The following is a 17,126-nucleotide window of genomic DNA, read 5'->3' as shown; positions in this document are numbered from 1 at the left end:
AAAGCTAGCAACGGCGAATTTAGGCTCTGACTTTTCCCTTGCAATGAGTCACCGTTCTCACTAAGTTTCTTTCTCTCCGTCGTTGTTTACTGGACGGAAAAGGGCGGTGTGTAAGTGAAGCTGCTGTTCGCCCGCAGGGAATCTTTCGAGTTCAAGCTCTTCGCTCGGGGGAGGGAGGAAGCTGAACAATGAGTACCATCACCACAATCGGCGTCGCCGATCCGCGTCCCTTTCCCGACGTAATCCTTCGCAGCCAGTTCTTCGAGATGGTCGGCACGCGCGCGCTCTCGAGCGAGCAGCGGCTGATGCTCGCGGTGCTGGCCGACGCGATTAATGTCGTGCAGGAATTCGGCGGCTCCTCGAGCCTGCGCAAACGCAACTCGTTTAACGAGGCCTGGAACTGGTTCTTCAGCAATCGTGTCTCGAGTCCTTTGTCGTTCGTCAGCGTATGCGACGCACTCGGCATCGACACCGACGGCTTGCGATGGCGCCTGTCGGAACTGGTGGCAGGCCGCGGCGGCAGTCCGCTCCGCCTGCGCCTGAAGGAAGCGAGCCGGATGCAGCGCCTCACGGTAAATCGAGTGCGGCGCCGCGAGCCGCGCCGGATGCATCGCGCCCGCTAGCGCACTAATTTGATAGCAGCACTCTGCCGCGTGCGGACTACAAAGGTCCGCGCGCGGTTTTCGTATTAAGGAAGTTCCAACAGGGACGAGGTCTCACATCTTTTTCTTAACATTGGGTGAAGGGCCACCCCTGCAAACCCACGGCGGGTTTCACTACAATCAAGTTCCTATGGATCTTCCGCTCGAAGGCGTCAGAGTCGTCGAAGTTGCGATGTGGGTCGCAGGGCCGTCCACCACCGCGGTGCTCGGCGACTGGGGCGCCGACGTTATTAAACTCGAAGACCCGCGCACGGGAGATCCGATTCGCGGCTTCGTCACGCGCACGATGGGTGATCCCAACGCGCGCATCCGTCCGCCGTTCGAACTCGACAATCGCAACAAGCGGTCCGTCGCCGTTGACCTGCGCACGCCGGGCGGTCACGCCTTCGCACTCAAGCTCATCGAACACGCCGACGTCTTCGTCACCAGCCTGCGCCTCGACGCCATCGAGAGGATGAAACTCGACTACGCGACGCTATCGGCGAAAAATCCGCGCCTCATCTATGGATCGATCAACGGCTACGGGCATCGCGGCCCCGACCGCAATCGTCCCGCGTACGACTACGCCGCCGCGTGGGCGCGCTCGGGGCTGATGGCGACGATTGCCGAGCCCGGGCAGTCGCCGCCCGCGCAGCGGCCGGCGATGATCGATCATGCCGTCGGCCTCGGCCTGGCAGGTGCAATCTCCGCCGCACTGCTCGCGCGCGAGCGCACCGGTCGCGGCCGCGAGGTCAACATCTCGCTGTTCTCGATGGGCCTGTGGATGAACGCCTCCGATCTCACCGTCGGACTCATGACCGGCCGCTCGCCGCATTCCGAGGCGCGCACGGAACGCGTGAATCCGCTGTGGAGCTCCTACCGATGCGCCGACGCGCGCTGGATCTACTTCGTGATGATCCAGAGCGATCGCCATTGGCCGGATTTCTGCCGCGCGCTGGACAAATCAAATTGGCAAAACGATCCCCGCTTCAAGGATTCCGCTGCGCGCGCGCAAAACTGCGCCGCGCTAACCGATGAAATAGATCGCGCCGTCGCCGTCCGAACCTCGGACGAATGGGCTCCGATTTTCGATCGACACGATCTCGTCTGGGCGCCTGTGCGCACCGACGACGAAGTGCTCGACGATCCGCAAGCCGAAGCGATCGGCGCTTTCGCCGCCGTGGATCACCCGAACATTCCCGGATGTCGCGTCGTGAACAGTCCCGTCGAGTTCGGCGACGCCAACAAAACGCCCCACCGTCCCGCGCCCGAAATAGGTCAGCATACGGAGGAAGTCGCGCTCGAAATCGGCCTGACCTGGGACGAAATCGCGCGGCTGAAAGCCTCCGGTACGCTCGGTTAGCCTTGATCCGGCAAGGCGCGCCAACCTCGTTCCTGACGGGCGGTTTCGAACTTATGGAATGATCAAACATCGGTATAAACCGGCATTTCACCGACTTTGTTTGACTCTGACGAACGAGCCTCCGTATGATCGCATTACTTGGTCAGCATTTGTTCCCGGAGGTCGCCTGCTTGTGCGAATGATTGTTCCTCCTGTCGCTCATCGGCGCGAAATCGATCGCAACCTCGCCGAATTTTTCCGCGGCCATCGCGCCGCGCATTTCAATCGCGCCATCTCGTCGATGTGCCGGTACTTCAACGTGCGCCGCCCGCGCATCGAATGGTTCGAGTATATCGATTGGGGCAAAACCGCCGGCCGCACCTACGAAGACGGCCGCATCCATCTCGTCCATCCTGAAAACTGGAAGCGTGGCCGCGTCTATTTCAGCGAGCGGATGTGGATCCAGATGATCTATCACGAGATGGGCCACTTCATTTTTTGGAGCGACCCGGAGCGCAAGGCCGATTTGTTCTCGCGCCGGATGAGGCGCGGGCTCAAGTCCACCAGCGGCCGCGGCGCCGCGCGCTCGCGCATCCGCGCCGGAATCTCGAGCGCTCGCCGCGCCGCAAATCGCGTCCGCAAGCGCGGCGCGCGCATTTCGGTCGCACGAAAATCGCGACGCACCACGCGCATCGCCTCGCGCAAATCCCGGCGGGTCGCCTGATGCCGCAAAAGCCAACCGTCGAAAATCGCTGGTGGGTCGAAACCACCTTCAAGAAACCCAAGCGGGCCAGGTCCGAAACCGAGATGCCGCAGTTGCCGGTCGCGATGGCCTTTTACCAGGTCGCGCGCGACTACGACCAGGACCGCGCCAAGGAAGACTTGACCGACAACAACCTTCGCATCGCGCGCGAAGCCAATCCGCCGCAGGGCGATTGGGCCTACGTCGCGATGACCGAGCAGCACGCGCCGGCCAACGTAATCAAGCGGGTCAAGGACGAGTTTCGCATCCCGCGCGATGCGCGCGGAATCGTAATCGATCACGGGCGCGTGGTGCGCCTGCTGATTTGTGGTCCGCAGCTCGAGGACTGGATGCTGGACATCACGCTCGGCGACGAGCCGTCAGTCGACGCGTACGTATGGTCCGTAATGTATCGCGAAAGAATCTTCCGCCGCGCTGAAGACGCGCTGCGCCAGGCCCGCAAATGGGCGATCAACCTGCTCCAATTTCCGCCTCCGAGGGACGAACCCTTCCGCGGCGCGCTTTTGATCTAACCCTTCCCCGTCCGGATCCCAACCTCTCCCAAGACAATGAGAGGTCAGGATCGACGAGCCGGTCACCCCTGCAAACCCAAGGCGGTTTCACTACAATTAAGCTCGCGCCATGAACTACCTGTCCCTCGTGCTCCGAAACCTCACCCGCAACAAGCGCCGCACGATTCTTACCATGCTGTCGATCACCGTCTCGGTGTTCATCTTCGCGTCGCTTATCAGCCTGCCCGGTCTGCTCAACCAGGTGTTGCGCGACCGCGCCAACTCGCTGCGCCTCATCTGCCATAGCAAGGCCAGCCTGCTCTACATGCTGCCCGAGTCTTACCGTCGGCGAATCGAAACCCTGCCGCACGTGCAGGCCGTCGCGGCCTACAGCGTCTTCCTCGCAACTTACCAGGATCCGAACCAGCAGCTGGGCGTGCTCGCGGTCGATGACGACCATATCCGCGACATTTTTCCCGATTGGGATGTCAGCGCGGAAACCGAACACGAATTCGAGAGCATGCGCACCGCGGCGCTGGTCGCGACCAACCTGATGAAGGTTTACCGCTGGAAAGTCGGCCAAACGATCATGTTGCGGGGTACGATGTATCCAGTCGATCTGCAATTGACAATCGTCGGCGTGCTGAACGAGGATGCAGCCGGCCCTCGCATTATTTTCCGCCGCGACTACATGGAAGAACTGCTCGGCCGGCCCGGCACTGCCAACCTGTTCTGGGTCAAGGTGGACAGCTCGAAATCATCGCCTGAAGTTATCGCGGCGATCGACGAGATGTTCGCTAATTCGCAGTACGAAACGGCTACGGAAACCGAAGTGGCGCTGATCAAGAACCAGATCGGGAGCAACCTGAGCCTGATGCTTAACGGCGCGAAATTTCTCGCGGCGATCGTGATGTTCACGATCGCGCTGGTCGCCGCCAACACGGCTGCGATGGGGGTGCGCGAGCGGCGCCACGAGATGGCGGTGATGCGCGCGATTGGATTCACGCGCAACTCGATCATACTGCGGATTCTGGTCGAGGGCCTGATAGTCGGGGTGACGGGGGGCGCGCTCGGGTGCGTGCTCGCACTGCTGGGCTTCGATCTCTTGCCGCGAGTCTCCGGAGCGCTCGGTCCGCTGGCGCTGGCGATGACGCTGGAACCGCGAATGGTCGTTTACAGCTTTCTGATCGCCGCACTTATTGGGGCGGCCAGCGGCTTCATCCCGGCAACGCTCGCGACCCGCGGCGACATTTCAACCGAACTCCGCGCCGTGTAACGAGCAGTTCGACTCTCGGCGCGATTTCCCACATTTACCGAATCAGCTACCATTTCTCCCGTCATGCTTCGCGACCACGAAAGCAAAACCGGCGCTCCCGATTACTCGCCGCCCTCGACGCATGTCGAACCGCCCAAAATTTATCTCGCCGCATGCGGCGCTCTGTGCGACATCTTCTGGTGGGCCCGCCGCGATCCTGCGTGCGAAGAGCAGGCGCCGCTGCCGGTGAAAAACGAAACTCCGTGAGGGTTCGCATTTCTTGATCCGCGCCGCATTCTTCGATGCCGCCGGGACGCTGTTCGAGGCGCGCGAGCCTGTCGGACGCACCTACGCCCGCCTGGCGCGGGATTTCGGGCTCGACGCGCCCGAGGAGGCCGTCGCCGCGAGTTTTCGCCGCGTTTTCGGTGCGGCGCCCGGTTTGGCCTTCGGACGCGGGCTTCGCCACGACCAGCTTCGGCGCCTCGAGCGGGGATGGTGGCGGAATCGCGTCGGCGAAACCTTCGCGCCGCTGGGCAAATTTCCCGACTTCGACGCGTACTTCGACGCCCTGTTTGCCCATTTCGCCGATCCCGCTCATTGGATTGCGGACCGTGAAGCCGCGCCGATGCTCCAACGTCTAAAGAGCGATGGACTCAACCTCGGCGTGATCTCCAACTTCGACTATCGCCTGTATCGAATTCTCGACGGCCTCGACCAGACCCGTTACTTCGACTCGATAACGATTTCGTCCGAGGCCGGCTACGCCAAGCCGCGGCGCGAGGCGTTCGCCGCCGCTCTTTCGCGCGCCGGCGTTACTGAGCACGACGCGATGCATATCGGCGACTCGGAGCATCTCGATTTCGCACCGGCCGCGGCGCTCGGGCTGGCCGCGGTGCTGATCGATCGCGAGGACCGGCAGGCCGCGCCCTCGATTGCGGGCCGCACCGCCAGGATTTGCTCGCTTGCCAGCGTCCCTGAAGTTGCGCGAGTATTGGAGCTCGCTTGACGTTATCGCCGCATTATCCTTAGTTAAGGCCACAATTTCCCGGGGAACAGTATTTGGGGATTAGACAAATGAAACGTCCGCTTTTTTCGCATCGTCTGACGGCGATGTTAACCGCGTTTTTTGCGCTCGCTTTCACCGCCAGCATGGCGGCCGCGCAGAGCGCCGGGCAGCTCGAAGGAGAGCTTTCGAGCCTCTCGGGCCAGATGTCGTCGGCCGAGTCCAACGCGTCGACTGCAGACCAGGTGATCAGCCGGCTCGACAACGCCGAGGGCACCTTTGCCAAGCTCACTTCGAGCGGCAAGGTGGACAAGGGCGCGCTGATCCCGATCTTCCATCAGCTCGAGTCGATGCTCGATCGGATGCAAGCAGCCTATTCCAAGAAGAAGGACGATTGCATCGCGCAGATCGACAGTGGCGGGCAATGCGACTACGACCAGCCTGAGCAGTTGGCCTTGCGCGCCGCGTATCCGCTTGCCTGGCTGCGGTTCACGGCTGCGACCACTCTGTTCGACGATAACGCCGAGCAATCGAAGAAACTGCTCAACCAATCGATTGATGGCTTCACTGCGAGCATGCTCGCGATGCCCGATCCCAACCTGATTCGCGAAAACACCCTCGGCCGCGCCTACTGCGAGCGCGAGTTGGGCAAGTTCGATCGCAACGAATACAACAACGCGATCAACGACTTCAAGAAAATAATGGACGACGGCAGCGGCACGCAGCAATACGCCGCAGCGCGCCAGGGACTCTCAACGACTTACGCCAAGATGGGTAATGCGGAGGAAGCCGCCAAGACTCTCCCAACTGAGCCCGGTGGGCATGCCGGCTCGGGCCAGTTCATGCTTCAGTTGCAGACCCTGTTCAGCGCCGAGCGCGCCACCAGCGATCCGGCCAAGAAGGCGGCCTATCATAAGCAAATCATCGACTTGATGAAGTCCAAGGAGAACGACAAGGAAGGATGGGCAGTCGATGTAGCGGCGGCGTCCAAGTTCCCGACCAACGCGGTCGAGGAATTCGGCAACTCGAACGACCCGTTCGAGAAATGGCTACTCGCCGCGGTCTTGCTCTCGCGCAAGGATGAAGCCAACGCGGCGAAGTACTATGCCGAGGCTGGAGCCAGCGGAAAGTATCCCAAGGCCTACAAGTTCGCCGCCGACATCTATCTGCGCGAGAAGCGCTACGACCTGGTCGAGGCGATGCTCAGCAAGATCGCAGCCGGTGGCGGCGGCGACGCGCAATGGGCCGAGTACCTGAAGTTCAGCCTCGCGCATAACCGATGGGAACAGAGCGGTCAAAAGGATACCGCGCTGGAAGATCAGTGGGTGAAGGACGCGCAGGACTACCTGCAAAAAGATCCCAACGGTGAGCATGCCGCCGAGATGCGCGTGCAGCTCGCAGACCGCCTGCAGCGGCAGGGCAAGTTCGTCGAAGCTGCGCAGATGTATTCTCAGGTCAAGGGCGATCCCGAGTTCACCTTCACCGCCAAGTTCAAGGCCGCGGAGTGCTACTACAAGCAGCTCCTGGGTGCCAGCGCCAAGGACAACAAGGGACCCAAGGTCGATACCGAGCAGCTCAAAAAAGCGGCGCTCGACAATCTGAACGAATCGATCAAGATGGGGGCCGAAGCGGAGCGATCAGCTAGTACACCGGCTGCCAAGAAGGCGGTGCGCGAGATTCGCGGCGAAGCGACCTACATGCTCGCCTCGATCCTCGAAGAAGACCCGGACCATGTCGATTACGCGCAAGTCGCGCCACTGCTTGTCGGTTACGAATCGAATTACCCGATGATGAGCGCGAAATTCCCGGACGTCGTCGAATGGCGCATCACGGCGCTCGACCATCTCGGCAAGTACGACGAGGTTAACACCGACGTTGCCGCACTCGTCGAACGCAGCCACGGGGACGTGGCCAAGGGCGATTTCATCAAGGGACTTGGAATCGATTTCTGGAAGACCGCGTTGGCCGCCAAGGATAATAACGACGAGAAGTCATATCACGCCAACGCGAAATTGACCGCCACCGCGTACAAGTTTTTCGCGGACATGGCAGCGTCGGGCAAGATTCCGGTCAAGAATTTGACTGGTACACTGTCGATCTACGCTCAGGCTCTGCAGGCTAACGGCCAGGACGACGAGGCGGACAAGATCTTCGAGCAAGTAGTGAAGGCTGACCCGGCGTCGCCCGATGCGAACGCGGGTCTTGCCCGTCGAGCGCAATCCAAGAAGGACTGGAAGGACGCGGTCAATCTGTGGACCGCCGTCGAGAACACGGCGGCCGAGTCCGACCCGCTGTGGTACGAGGCGAAGTACCAGCTCGCCGTGGTCTACAACGAGCAGGGCAATACGCAGGGCGCATGCAGCAAGCTGGCGCAAACGCGCGCCGAGCATCCGACCCTGGGTTCGGAAGACATGAAGGTCAGGTGGGACAAGCTGCAGCGCTCGCTGTGCCTCGATCATCAGCGGTAACCAGCAGCTCGATGCTCAAGAAGATTCATCATGTCGGCGTCGTCGTGCCTAGTCTCGACGCGGGGTTGAAATTCTGGCGCGACACGCTCGGCCTGCAATTCACCAAGAGCGCCACGATTGAAGAGCAAGGCGTTCGCGCCGCGCTGCTCAAGGCGGGCGAGAGCGAGATCGAACTGCTCGAGCCGCTCGATTCCGACAACGCCGTGGGCAAATTCCTCGCGCGGCGCGGCGGCGGCCTGCATCACGTATGCTTCGAAACTGACGACGTCGCACGTGAGCTGGACGCTGCGCGCGCCAAGGGAATCCAGCTCATCGATCAGAAGCCGCGTCACGGCCTGGCGGGCATGATCTGCTTCCTGCATCCCAAGGCCACGCGCGGCGTGCTGGTTGAATACGCGCAGCCGCCCGCCGAGTAGAGAACCATGCCGATCTACGAGTACCGATGCGCCAACTGCGACCGCTCGTTCGAGGCATTCGTTCGCCCCGGTGACGGCGGCGCGCAATGCCCGAATTGTCACGGCTCGAAGCTGACGCGCGAGATGTCCACGTTCGCGGCGCGCCGCAGCGACGGCGACAGCGCGGCAGCGGTCGCGTCCGCGATGGCCGATTCGGGCACGTCGAATGGTTTCACAGGCGGCGGATGTTGCGGTGGCGGCTGCGGCTGCGGCTGTCACTAGCGCCACGCCCGCCGATACAGACCGTCAGCTCTCTTTGCGCGCTTCGAATTCTTTTTTTGCTGACGCCAGCAAGTTCGGCTCCGCGAGCAAATCGTACGCCGTCATCGCCATCGCCTTCGCGACTCGAATCATCGCGTCGTAGCCGCGTTTTGAGTCGGCGTGCGCGACGAACGCGTCTTCGTGGCAGTTTCCCTCGCCGTGGCGCGAAATCGCGAACGACGGATGTATCGCCGGCATCACGTGACTGATGTCGCCCATGTCGGTGCTGCCGGTGGGCGTGTTCTCCGGCGCCTCGACGGATTTTGCGCCGAGCGCCTCGCTATGGGCCGCATAACGATGTGCCATGCTGAGATTGTTGATCAGGTTCTTGTAGCCGCCTTCGACGATAGCCTCGACGCGCGTCCCGGTCGCCATCGCGGCGGCCTCGGCGCATCGGATCACGCGCGCACCGATCTCTCTCGCATACTTGCTGGTCTTGGCGCGCGCGAGGAACAGGCACTCAGTACGTTCCGGGATGATATTCACCGCCTGGCCGCCGTCGGTGATGATGCCGTGGATGCGCGAGCCGTCGCGCAGATGCAGCCGCATCGCATCGACACTCTGGAAAGTCTGGATCACCGCGGCCAGCGCGCTCGAGCCGTCCCACGGCGCCAGCGCAGCGTGCGCGCCATGCCCATGAAAGGTCAGCTTGAGATGCTGCGTGGCGAGCGCGGGCATCGTGCAGAACTCCGCGTCCGTCGGATGCGCCATCATGGCCGCGTCGACGCCGCGGAGCGCGCCCTTGTCGATCAGAATTATTTTCCCGCCGCCGCCTTCCTCGGCCGGCGTGCCGAGAAAGACGATTCGCCCCGGCAGGCTCGCGATGCTCTTCAAGCCCGCGACCGCACTGAGCGCGGCCCCGGCGATGAGGTTGTGGCCGCATGAATGGCCATTGGGGAGAGCGTCGTACTCGGCGAGAATCGCGACCGTTGGACCCTTGCCACCGAACTCGGCGCGAAACGCGGTCTCGAGTCCGCCGACCCCTCGCTCGACCTCGAGCCCCAATTCGGTCGCAGCCTTGGTGAGCAGGCCGGCAGCGAAAACTTCCTGGAACCTGAGCTCAGGATGCTCGTGGATTTCGTGGCTGAGCGCGACCACCTTGTCACGGTAATTATCAATCGCGCGGGCTATTTCGGCGTGAGCGCCCATCAATGTGCTCCTCTAGAGCCGTATTGCACTGTGAGTAGCACCGAAGACTCGGACTATCCAACCCGTCGCTCCGCCAACGCGCCGCGCGGAGTCAGCACCGCCAGCAATACGGCGACGAATATCAGGGCGGGTACGTCGCCGATCAGGTGGCCGTGATTTTCGGGCATTTCGAAAGACTGCATAAACATGATCGCGGCGTGGACGATGCTCGACCAGACGGTGAACCAGATGAGTGTGAGGTTATTGAGCGGGTCGCGCGCCGCCATAATGAGGAACACACCGAGGGTCGCGTAGATACCGACAATCATCAGCGGGTAGTCGGAGTGACCCGTGTGCCACGTCCAGCCCGACGGCCAGATGATCATCAGCGGGTAGATTCCGAAGATAAAAATCACGCCAACCAATATCAGCGCGATGCGCAGATTTCTCATACGACTGTCATCAGCCATGATCTCCTCCTTGCAGGGCTATAGAGGCCACTCCCGTTTGAAGAACGCGACCATTTCATTTTCGACGCGCGGCGGGAACTCCAGACTGTAGCGCGCGAATGCGGCGCGCGCGAGATAGCAGATTTTTTGGAAAATTTCGATGTGCACGTCGCGCATCGCATCGCGATCGGCGTGCACCGACGTTTCGATTCGATCGACCAGCCGCGCACATTCGTCGCGCTGAGCAAACGGCAGCAGCTTCGCTCGCGTGAACATGTTGCGATGGAACGCGCGCCGATCCGTTTCCAGCAGCATCAGCGGCATGATCGCCGTCTCGACCAGCAGGATTTCGTTGAACAGAAATGTCTCAATTTGCCCGCGCGCCAAAATTCTAACCGGCCAGGTCGCGCCCTGCAGAAATCCAAGCACGTTGAACTCGAGCGCGTGCTTGATTGCGGCGTCGCCGAGGTCGTCGCCAATTTTGAAGCGCTCGTAAATTTCCGCCGCGCCCCACAGCCGCTTCACCGCAATTCGCGGCCTCGAAGCCAGACCACTTTCCCGCTCGAAAAAGACGTCGAGCTTCACGGGTCCTTCGATCAGACAGCCGACGCCGAAAACGCCCATAATATCGAGCGACGCGAGGATTGGCGCGATTCGTTCGATCAAACTCCGCCGGGAATTCCATACCGCGTCCCACGCGTTCTCGACGACGCAAAGGTGCAAATCGATATCCGAGTACGGGTCCGCGGAACCGTCGGCGAGGCTGCCTTCGAGCCATCCCGCCGGAAAGCGCGCATCGGCCGAGAAAATCGCTACCGCGCGCTCGAGCAACTCGCCGCGACGCACCGCAAACGGAACATCCTCGCTCATGCTATGGGCGGACGCGGGTCAGCGGCTGGGTCATCATGTCAGGGACCGGCTCGCCCTTCTCGACTTTGTGCTGGGCGTAGTCCTGCATCGCGGTTATGATTCCTGCGACCGCCTTGCCGAACATCAGGTCGCGATTTTCGCGTGCCCAGTCGTTAGAGTATTTGACGCCCTCGGCGACCTGTCCCTGGAACTGCGGCGCGACGTAGCGCGCGAACAGCTCGTACGAGTGCAGCGTCTTTTCGCGTGTGGTCCATTCGTGCGCGAGCCCGAGGATTCCGCCGAAGCCGCCGGTTGCCTGTTGCAGTTCCTTGATCCTCGCGATCGCGTCGTCGGGCGTTCCGACGATAATGCCGCCGCGCCCGTTCATGCGATCGATATTCATCTCCTCGACCGGCTGATTCGGATATTCCTCGAACTGGAGCTGCGCGCCGAGCGTGTCGATAAAGTATTCGCGTATCCACGTGTTGGCGCCGTCGCGAATATCGTTCATCGCCTGTTCGCGCGTCTCGGCGAGATGAATCGGAAAAACCATCCGCCAGTTTTTGCGGTCAACGGTCTTGCCGTTCTCGGCCGCCGACTCTTCCGCCATCGCCCAGCGCTTCATCAGATCGTCGAGGCCGCCCGGCGCGTACGAGGCGACCGACAGCACGCCGCATCCGAGCTGTCCCGCCGCTACCATCCCCGACGGCGACACCGTGCTTGCGACAAAGATCGGCATGTGCGGCTGCTGAAACGGCTTCACCTGCAAGTGCGCGTCTACGAGCTTGAAGTACGACCCGTCGATCGAAATCTTGCCCTGTTCGTTGAACAGGCGAAGGATAGCGCTGACGCCCTCTACCATCCGCTTGCGCTGGGTGGTCGAATCGATGCCCTGCATGTGCGCGTCCGCGGCCAGTGCGCCCGGACCGCATCCAAGCATCACGCGGCCGCGCGTCAGATGGTCGAGTAGCGCGAAGCGGTTCGCGACGTGGAAGGGGTGATGATACGGGATGCTGACCACGCCGGAGCCGAGCATGATGCGGCGGGTGCGCGTGGCGGCGACTGCCATGAAAATTTCGGGCGACGAGATTATTTCCCATCCCGACGAATGATGCTCGCCGATAAACGCCTCTTCGTAGCCGAGCTGGTCGAGCCACTCGATCAACTGCATATCGCGCTCGAAGCAGAGCGTCGGGTTCTCGCCGACGCGGTGGAACGGGGCTATGAAAATTCCGAACTTCATCATTTCTCCTCGGTCGGGCAGGGTCGAAAGCGACCGCCTCGGGGCCACGACGGACTTGTCAGGTTAGGACGAAATCAGAACGCGAAACAAGAAAGGCGCCGCGTCAAACTAAACGATCGTTCAGGAAGAATTCGTGGTTGGTTTACCGTGAATTCACCGGCATGGCTTCGCGCCTGAAACTTCGCCCCCGCGAATTCGTCCAAAGTGATAGAGTGTCGGGAATAGACAGCCTGGAAAAACTGACCGGCTTGCCCAAAGCAGGAGCAAATAGGATCATTAGACAAGAAGGCGTGATGAGGACAACTCCGGACATAGTACGACGCTCGCTCACGGCGGCGCTGATTGCACTGGCGTTAATGCTCGGCGGCGTTGCGCCCGCGGCGGCGCAGCAGCAAGGCTCGCCGAAGCCGCCAGCGCTCGTCATCCCGCGCAGCCAGGGCAAGGAAACCTCGACGCTCGAGCTGCCGTCGATGCCGGCGAAACAGGGCACCGAGTCGCTCAACATCCCGCCGCAGGTTCCGCAGGGCGGGCAGGAGCTGGTGCTGCCGACGCGCGAATTGCGCCAGCAGCCGGGTTACGAGCAAGTAACAGTGACGGTAACCGAACCGAGCGGCACTTACGTCACCGGGCTGCAAAAGAGCGATTTCAAGCTTTACATGGACGGGCAGCAGCGCCCGATTGAATTTTTTCGACAGGACCTGAACACGCCGGTCTCGGTCGGCATCCTGGTGGACACTTCGGGCAGCATGACGCCGAAAATTCCGCAAGCGCGCGCGGCGATCGCGGAGTTCCTGCGCGATCTGAATGACAAGGACGACATCTTTCTGTTCGCGTTTTCCAGCCATCCGTTCCTGCTCCAGCCGTTCACGACCAACCACGACCTCGTGATGCACCGGCTCGCGTTGCTGCACGCATACGGGCAGACCGCGTTGTTCGACGTGATCATGCAGGGGCTGCAGATGGTGCAGCGCGGGCGCTACGACAAGAAAGCGCTGCTCGTCGTGACCGACGGAATGGACAACACCAGCGCCTCGACGGTGAATGACGTCGTCGTGCAGGCGCGGCGGATGGGCGTGCTGGTGTACTCAATCGGAATCGGCGATCCCAACGGGGGCAGCGGTGGACTTTCCGTCTCGATCGGGCCGTTCGTGCTGGGCGGCGACGATAGCGAGCACGTTGACGCCGAGACGCTGCACACGCTCTCGACCGAAACCGGCGCCAAGACTTACATCATCCGCGAGGCCGGCGACGGCGAGGCGCTGCGCCGCGCATGTGAGAACATCAGCCTCGAGTTGCGCGAGCAATACACGATCGGATTTCTCGCGCCCGATCCCACCGCGGGCGGATACCGCAGTCTGAAAGTGGACGTTCCCGGCAAATCGGGAGCGGACGTTCGCGTCCGCAAAGGAATCGAAGTCGGCGCGTCCGGCTCGCCGCCACCCGACCTCGATCCGTCAGTCGCCGGCGGACCCTGATCCTGCATTTCCAGGGTCGCCGCTCATGGAGACTCGCGCTTTTTCGATACAAATGGCGCGATGAACGCGCGCTCCGGATCCGGCAACAGGTTCAGGAATTTCATTTCAGCGAAATCGCCGATTAACTGGAAGCCTGAGAAAGCCGCGTTGTCCACGCGGATTCGCCGGAAGTGCGAGAGCTCGAGCCGCATGAAATGGCACAAGACGGTGCGGATGATGTCGCCGTGCGAGACGAACAGGATACGCCGACCGGCATTGTCGCCGATCGCGCGTCGCACTGCCTCGACCCCCCGGGATTGCACCTGCGCGATTGTCTCGCCGCCGGGCGTGGCCGCGTCCAGCGGATGCTCGCGATAGTGCAGGTAGTCGGGATCCTCGATCAGATCGTCGTACACCATCCCTTCCCAGCGCCCGTATTGAACTTCCGACAGTTGCGGATCTTCGGCCACCGGGACGCCGCCCACGCCGGCCGCGATTATCTCCGCCGACTGCCGCGCGCGTGCGAGCGGACTCGTGACGATCAACTCGGGCCCTATCAGGCGGGCGAAAGGAATCGCGGCTTGCACCTGCGCGCGTCCGTCGTCGTCGAGCTCGATCGGATTGCGGCCCATCACGCGGCCTTCGCGGTTCCATGCGGTCTCGCCATGGCGCATCAAGAGCGCGATTCCTCTCATCCCGTTGCCACCTTTCAGTTTATCCGCGACGTAAAACGGTCCCAGCGCCATCGAAACTTCCTCGGCTGATGAAGTGCCCGCCGAAAATAGCACGGCGGGATCTCTTCATGAGCCCCCGCCGCAATCAAACCAGATTTTCGGCTGTTGAGACCAGCGCGCGGAGTCTTACCGCGCGGACGCTGCTGCGCTCGCGTGCGCCGTTTGTTCCGCATGCGCCGTTCCGTTTGCGGGCGCGCCCAAGCCGCAGAACGCTTCGTAGTCAATGAGCGTAGTCTGCGTGGGATGCTCGCTGCAGACGGGGCACTTCGGATCTTTGCGGACTTTCAGAATTCGCACGAAGTCCTTGTCGGACAGCGTGTCGAAGTAAACCATCTTGCCTATCAGCGGAGACCCCGCGCCGACTATCAACTTGATAGCCTCGAGCGCTTCGATCGAGCCGATGAGGCCCGGAATCGCGCCGAGCACTCCGGCCTCGGCGCACGACGGCGCCATGTCCGGCGGCGCCGGTTCCGGATACAGGCATCGGTAGCACGGCCCGCCTTTGGCCGGGTAGAAAACCGTCGTGTTGCCCTCGAAGCGGAAAATCGCGCCGTCCACCAGCGGCTTCTTCGAGAACACGCAGGCGTCGTTGATCAGATAACGAGTCGGGAAATTGTCGCCACAGTTAACGACGACGTCGTAATCCTTGACGATGTCCATCGCGTTCTCGGAGGTCAGCCGCACGTCGTGACGAATCACCTTGACGCCTGGGTTCAGCGCGTTGATTGCCTTCTGCGCCGACTCGGTCTTGGGCGTCCCGACGCGATCGGTGGTGTGGATTATCTGCCGCTGAAGATTCGACATGTCGACCACGTCGAAATCGACCAGGCCGATCGTGCCGACTCCCGCCGCCGCGAGATAAAGTGCCGACGGCGAGCCGAGCGCGCCTGTGCCGAGCAGCAACACTTTGGCGTCGAGCAGTTTCGCCTGTCCCTTCTCGCCGACCTCGGGGATCACGAAATGGCGTGAATACCGCGTAAGCTCGTCGGCCGTGAACGCGCGATCCGCGATCCACGGCAAGCCGCGATCCTTCCACGCGTTGAAGCCGCCGGTCATGTTGTAAACGTTTTCGTAGCCGAGCTCGCGCAGCGTGCGTGCCGCCAGCAGCGAGCGCGTGCCCGACGCGCATTGCAAAATCACGGGAGTCTTGTGGTCGGGAACCTTCTCCTCGATTCGGAGTTCAAGGAAACCGCGCGGAACCGCAACCGCCTGCGGAATATGACCCTGCCGCCACTCGTCACTCTCGCGCACGTCGACCAGCACGGTGCCGGGCTTATCGATCATCCGGCGGGCTTCGTCGATGTCGACCTGCTTAATCGTCGAGCGCGCTTCGTCAAGGATATTCTTCGAAGTTTTCGCCATAAATTTTCCCGTCCGGTCCGTCGGCGGATTCAGTTTCAATATACAACTATAACCACGCGCGCGAGTCACGCCACGCGGCGTGGCGCCGGTTACCCGCCGATCATTCGACGCGATTCGACCAGCGTGCGCATGAAGTTCAGCACCTGCGCGGCATGTCCGCGCGGGGTCACGTCGTGAAACGCGCGGCGCACACGCAGTTCGCTGTCGAGCACGAAAGTCGACCGCGACGCATACTTGCCGTTGAGCACGCCGAACGCGGCGGCGAGCTTTCCGTCTTCGTCCGCCAGCAGGATGAACGGCAAGGCGTGCTTTTCGGCGAACACGCGATGCCGCTCGGAAGAATCCGTGCTGACGCCGACGATCACACAATCGAGCGCCTTGAACTGTTCGGAACTGTCGCGAAATTCCTTGCCCTCGACGGTGCAGCCGGGTGTGTCGTCCTTCGGGTAGAAATAAACGACGAGGTTGTGGCCGCGAAAGTCCTTGAGCCGGCGCAGCTCGCCGCGAGCGTCCGGGAGTGCGAGCTCGAGCGCTGCCGAAAGATCCGGAGCGCCGTTCGCGTCAGCCGGCGGCATGCGCTTCAGCCTCGGCGAGCGAGCGGCGCCTGGTGAACTTGATCGCCGCGTTGTCGATGTTGATCGAGCACAGCGACCCGCACATCGTGCAGACGTTGGAACCCGCCGCCTCACTCTCTTCCTTGTAACGACGCGCCTTGTCGGGGTCCATTGCCATCGCGTACATCCCTTCCCAGTTGAGCGCCTTGCGATATCGCGACATCTGATCGTTCCAGACCTTCGCCGCGCGCACGCCCTTTACCAGGTCACCGGAGTGCGCGGCGATTCGCGTCGCGATCACTCCTTCGCGCACGTCGTCGATATCGGGCAGCCGCAAATGCTCGGCCGGCGTCACGTAGCACAGAAAATCGGTGCCCGCCGCCGACGCGATCGCGCCGCCAATTGCACCCGTGATGTGATCGTAACCCGGCGCGACGTCGCAAGTCAGCGGGCCGAGCACGTAAAACGGCGCGCCTCCGCAGACTCGCTTCTCCAGCTTCACGTTGGCCTCGATTTGATCGAGCGGCACATGGCCGGGGCCTTCGATCATCACCTGCACGCCCATCGTGCGCGCGCGATCGGCCAGCTCGCCCATCAGCAGCAGCTCCGCGATTTGCCCGCGATCGGTCGCGTCACCCGTGGCGCCCGGCCGCAGCCCGTCGCCGATCGAAATC

The 17,126-nt window shown here is 62.1% G+C and carries 19 protein-coding genes; 11 read left to right on the top strand and 8 right to left on the bottom strand.

Going from position 1 to position 17,126, the window contains the following annotated elements:
• The first annotated feature begins 188 nt into the window (after nt 1-188).
• The 10 genes from VJX68_RS07570 to VJX68_RS07525 all read left to right on the top strand — a co-directional run bounded on the left by VJX68_RS07570 (nt 189) and on the right by VJX68_RS07525 (nt 8,640).
• Complete coding sequence (locus VJX68_RS07570; protein ID WP_324095065.1) at nt 189-623, top strand: hypothetical protein; 435 nt, start codon at nt 189-191, stop codon at nt 621-623.
• Nucleotides 624-792: 169 nt separating this feature from the next.
• On the top strand, nt 793-2,004 hold the full coding sequence (locus tag VJX68_RS07565) for a CaiB/BaiF CoA transferase family protein (RefSeq protein WP_324095064.1): 1,212 nt from the start codon (nt 793-795) through the stop codon (nt 2,002-2,004).
• A 178-nt stretch (nt 2,005-2,182) separates the two neighbouring features.
• The gene (locus VJX68_RS07560) at nt 2,183-2,707 is read left to right on the top strand and encodes a hypothetical protein (protein ID WP_324095063.1); all 525 of its coding nucleotides are present in this window, start codon (nt 2,183-2,185) and stop codon (nt 2,705-2,707) included.
• Complete coding sequence (locus VJX68_RS07555) at nt 2,707-3,258, top strand: hypothetical protein (protein WP_324095062.1); 552 nt, start codon at nt 2,707-2,709, stop codon at nt 3,256-3,258. Before VJX68_RS07560 ends, VJX68_RS07555 begins: the two co-directional genes overlap by 1 nt.
• Nucleotides 3,259-3,367: 109 nt before the next feature.
• Nucleotides 3,368-4,513 (top strand): ABC transporter permease, encoded by a 1,146-nt coding sequence (locus tag VJX68_RS07550; RefSeq protein ID WP_324095061.1) that lies wholly within the window; start codon nt 3,368-3,370, stop codon nt 4,511-4,513.
• A 63-nt stretch (nt 4,514-4,576) separates the two neighbouring features.
• A complete protein-coding gene (locus tag VJX68_RS07545) occupies nt 4,577-4,759 on the top strand; it encodes a hypothetical protein (protein WP_324095060.1) in 183 nt (60 codons plus the stop codon).
• Between the two features lie 13 nt (nt 4,760-4,772).
• Nucleotides 4,773-5,498 carry an HAD-IA family hydrolase gene (locus VJX68_RS07540; RefSeq protein ID WP_324095059.1) on the top strand — a complete coding sequence of 242 codons (726 nt, stop codon included), beginning with the start codon at nt 4,773-4,775 and terminating at the stop codon, nt 5,496-5,498.
• Nucleotides 5,499-5,566: 68 nt separating this feature from the next.
• On the top strand, nt 5,567-7,963 hold the full coding sequence (locus VJX68_RS07535) for a tetratricopeptide repeat protein (RefSeq protein WP_324095058.1): 2,397 nt from the start codon (nt 5,567-5,569) through the stop codon (nt 7,961-7,963).
• Nucleotides 7,942-8,379, top strand: coding sequence for a methylmalonyl-CoA epimerase (gene mce, locus VJX68_RS07530; RefSeq protein WP_324095057.1), 438 nt, complete (start codon nt 7,942-7,944; stop codon nt 8,377-8,379). The genes VJX68_RS07535 and mce overlap by 22 nt, the downstream gene beginning before the upstream one ends.
• A 6-nt stretch (nt 8,380-8,385) precedes the next feature.
• Nucleotides 8,386-8,640 (top strand): FmdB family zinc ribbon protein, encoded by a 255-nt coding sequence (locus tag VJX68_RS07525; protein ID WP_324095056.1) that lies wholly within the window; start codon nt 8,386-8,388, stop codon nt 8,638-8,640.
• 24 nt (nt 8,641-8,664) lie between these two features.
• On the opposite strand, the gene VJX68_RS07520 is transcribed toward VJX68_RS07525, so the two are convergent.
• The 4 genes from VJX68_RS07520 to VJX68_RS07505 are packed head-to-tail and all read right to left on the bottom strand — an operon-like array spanning nt 8,665 to nt 12,348.
• A complete protein-coding gene (locus VJX68_RS07520) occupies nt 8,665-9,828 on the bottom strand; it encodes a M20 family metallopeptidase (RefSeq protein WP_324095055.1) in 1,164 nt (387 codons plus the stop codon).
• 53 nt (nt 9,829-9,881) lie between these two features.
• A complete protein-coding gene (locus VJX68_RS07515; RefSeq protein ID WP_324095054.1) occupies nt 9,882-10,277 on the bottom strand; it encodes a DUF6632 domain-containing protein in 396 nt (131 codons plus the stop codon).
• 18 nt (nt 10,278-10,295) lie between these two features.
• The gene (locus VJX68_RS07510; protein WP_324095053.1) at nt 10,296-11,126 is read right to left on the bottom strand and encodes a hypothetical protein; all 831 of its coding nucleotides are present in this window, start codon (nt 11,124-11,126) and stop codon (nt 10,296-10,298) included.
• A gap of 1 nt (nt 11,127) precedes the next feature.
• Nucleotides 11,128-12,348 carry an LLM class flavin-dependent oxidoreductase gene (locus VJX68_RS07505; protein WP_324095052.1) on the bottom strand — a complete coding sequence of 407 codons (1,221 nt, stop codon included), beginning with the start codon at nt 12,346-12,348 and terminating at the stop codon, nt 11,128-11,130.
• Between the two features lie 293 nt (nt 12,349-12,641).
• On the opposite strand from VJX68_RS07505, the gene VJX68_RS07500 reads away from it, so the two are divergent.
• On the top strand, nt 12,642-13,823 hold the full coding sequence (locus tag VJX68_RS07500) for a VWA domain-containing protein (RefSeq protein ID WP_324095051.1): 1,182 nt from the start codon (nt 12,642-12,644) through the stop codon (nt 13,821-13,823).
• Nucleotides 13,824-13,846: 23 nt separating this feature from the next.
• On the opposite strand, the gene VJX68_RS07495 is transcribed toward VJX68_RS07500, so the two are convergent.
• The 4 genes from VJX68_RS07495 to VJX68_RS07480 form a co-directional block, all read right to left on the bottom strand.
• Complete coding sequence (locus VJX68_RS07495; RefSeq protein WP_324095050.1) at nt 13,847-14,548, bottom strand: histidine phosphatase family protein; 702 nt, start codon at nt 14,546-14,548, stop codon at nt 13,847-13,849.
• A gap of 114 nt (nt 14,549-14,662) precedes the next feature.
• Nucleotides 14,663-15,898: a molybdopterin-synthase adenylyltransferase MoeB gene (gene moeB, locus VJX68_RS07490; RefSeq protein WP_324095049.1), complete on the bottom strand. Its 1,236-nt coding sequence runs from the start codon at nt 15,896-15,898 to the stop codon at nt 14,663-14,665.
• 89 nt (nt 15,899-15,987) lie between these two features.
• Nucleotides 15,988-16,473 (bottom strand): peroxiredoxin, encoded by a 486-nt coding sequence (locus VJX68_RS07485; protein WP_324095048.1) that lies wholly within the window; start codon nt 16,471-16,473, stop codon nt 15,988-15,990.
• On the bottom strand, nt 16,460-17,126 hold a 667-nt coding region (locus VJX68_RS07480), incomplete at its 5' end, for a phosphomethylpyrimidine synthase ThiC (RefSeq protein ID WP_324095047.1). The genes VJX68_RS07480 and VJX68_RS07485, both read right to left, overlap by 14 nt.

The organism is Binatus sp. (SeqCode) (genome assembly GCF_035272065.1).
Taxonomy (GTDB): domain Bacteria; phylum Desulfobacterota; class Binatia; order Binatales; family Binataceae; genus Binatus.
The sequence above is the reverse complement of the archived record's forward strand: the minus strand, read 5'-3'. Positions and strand labels throughout refer to the sequence as shown.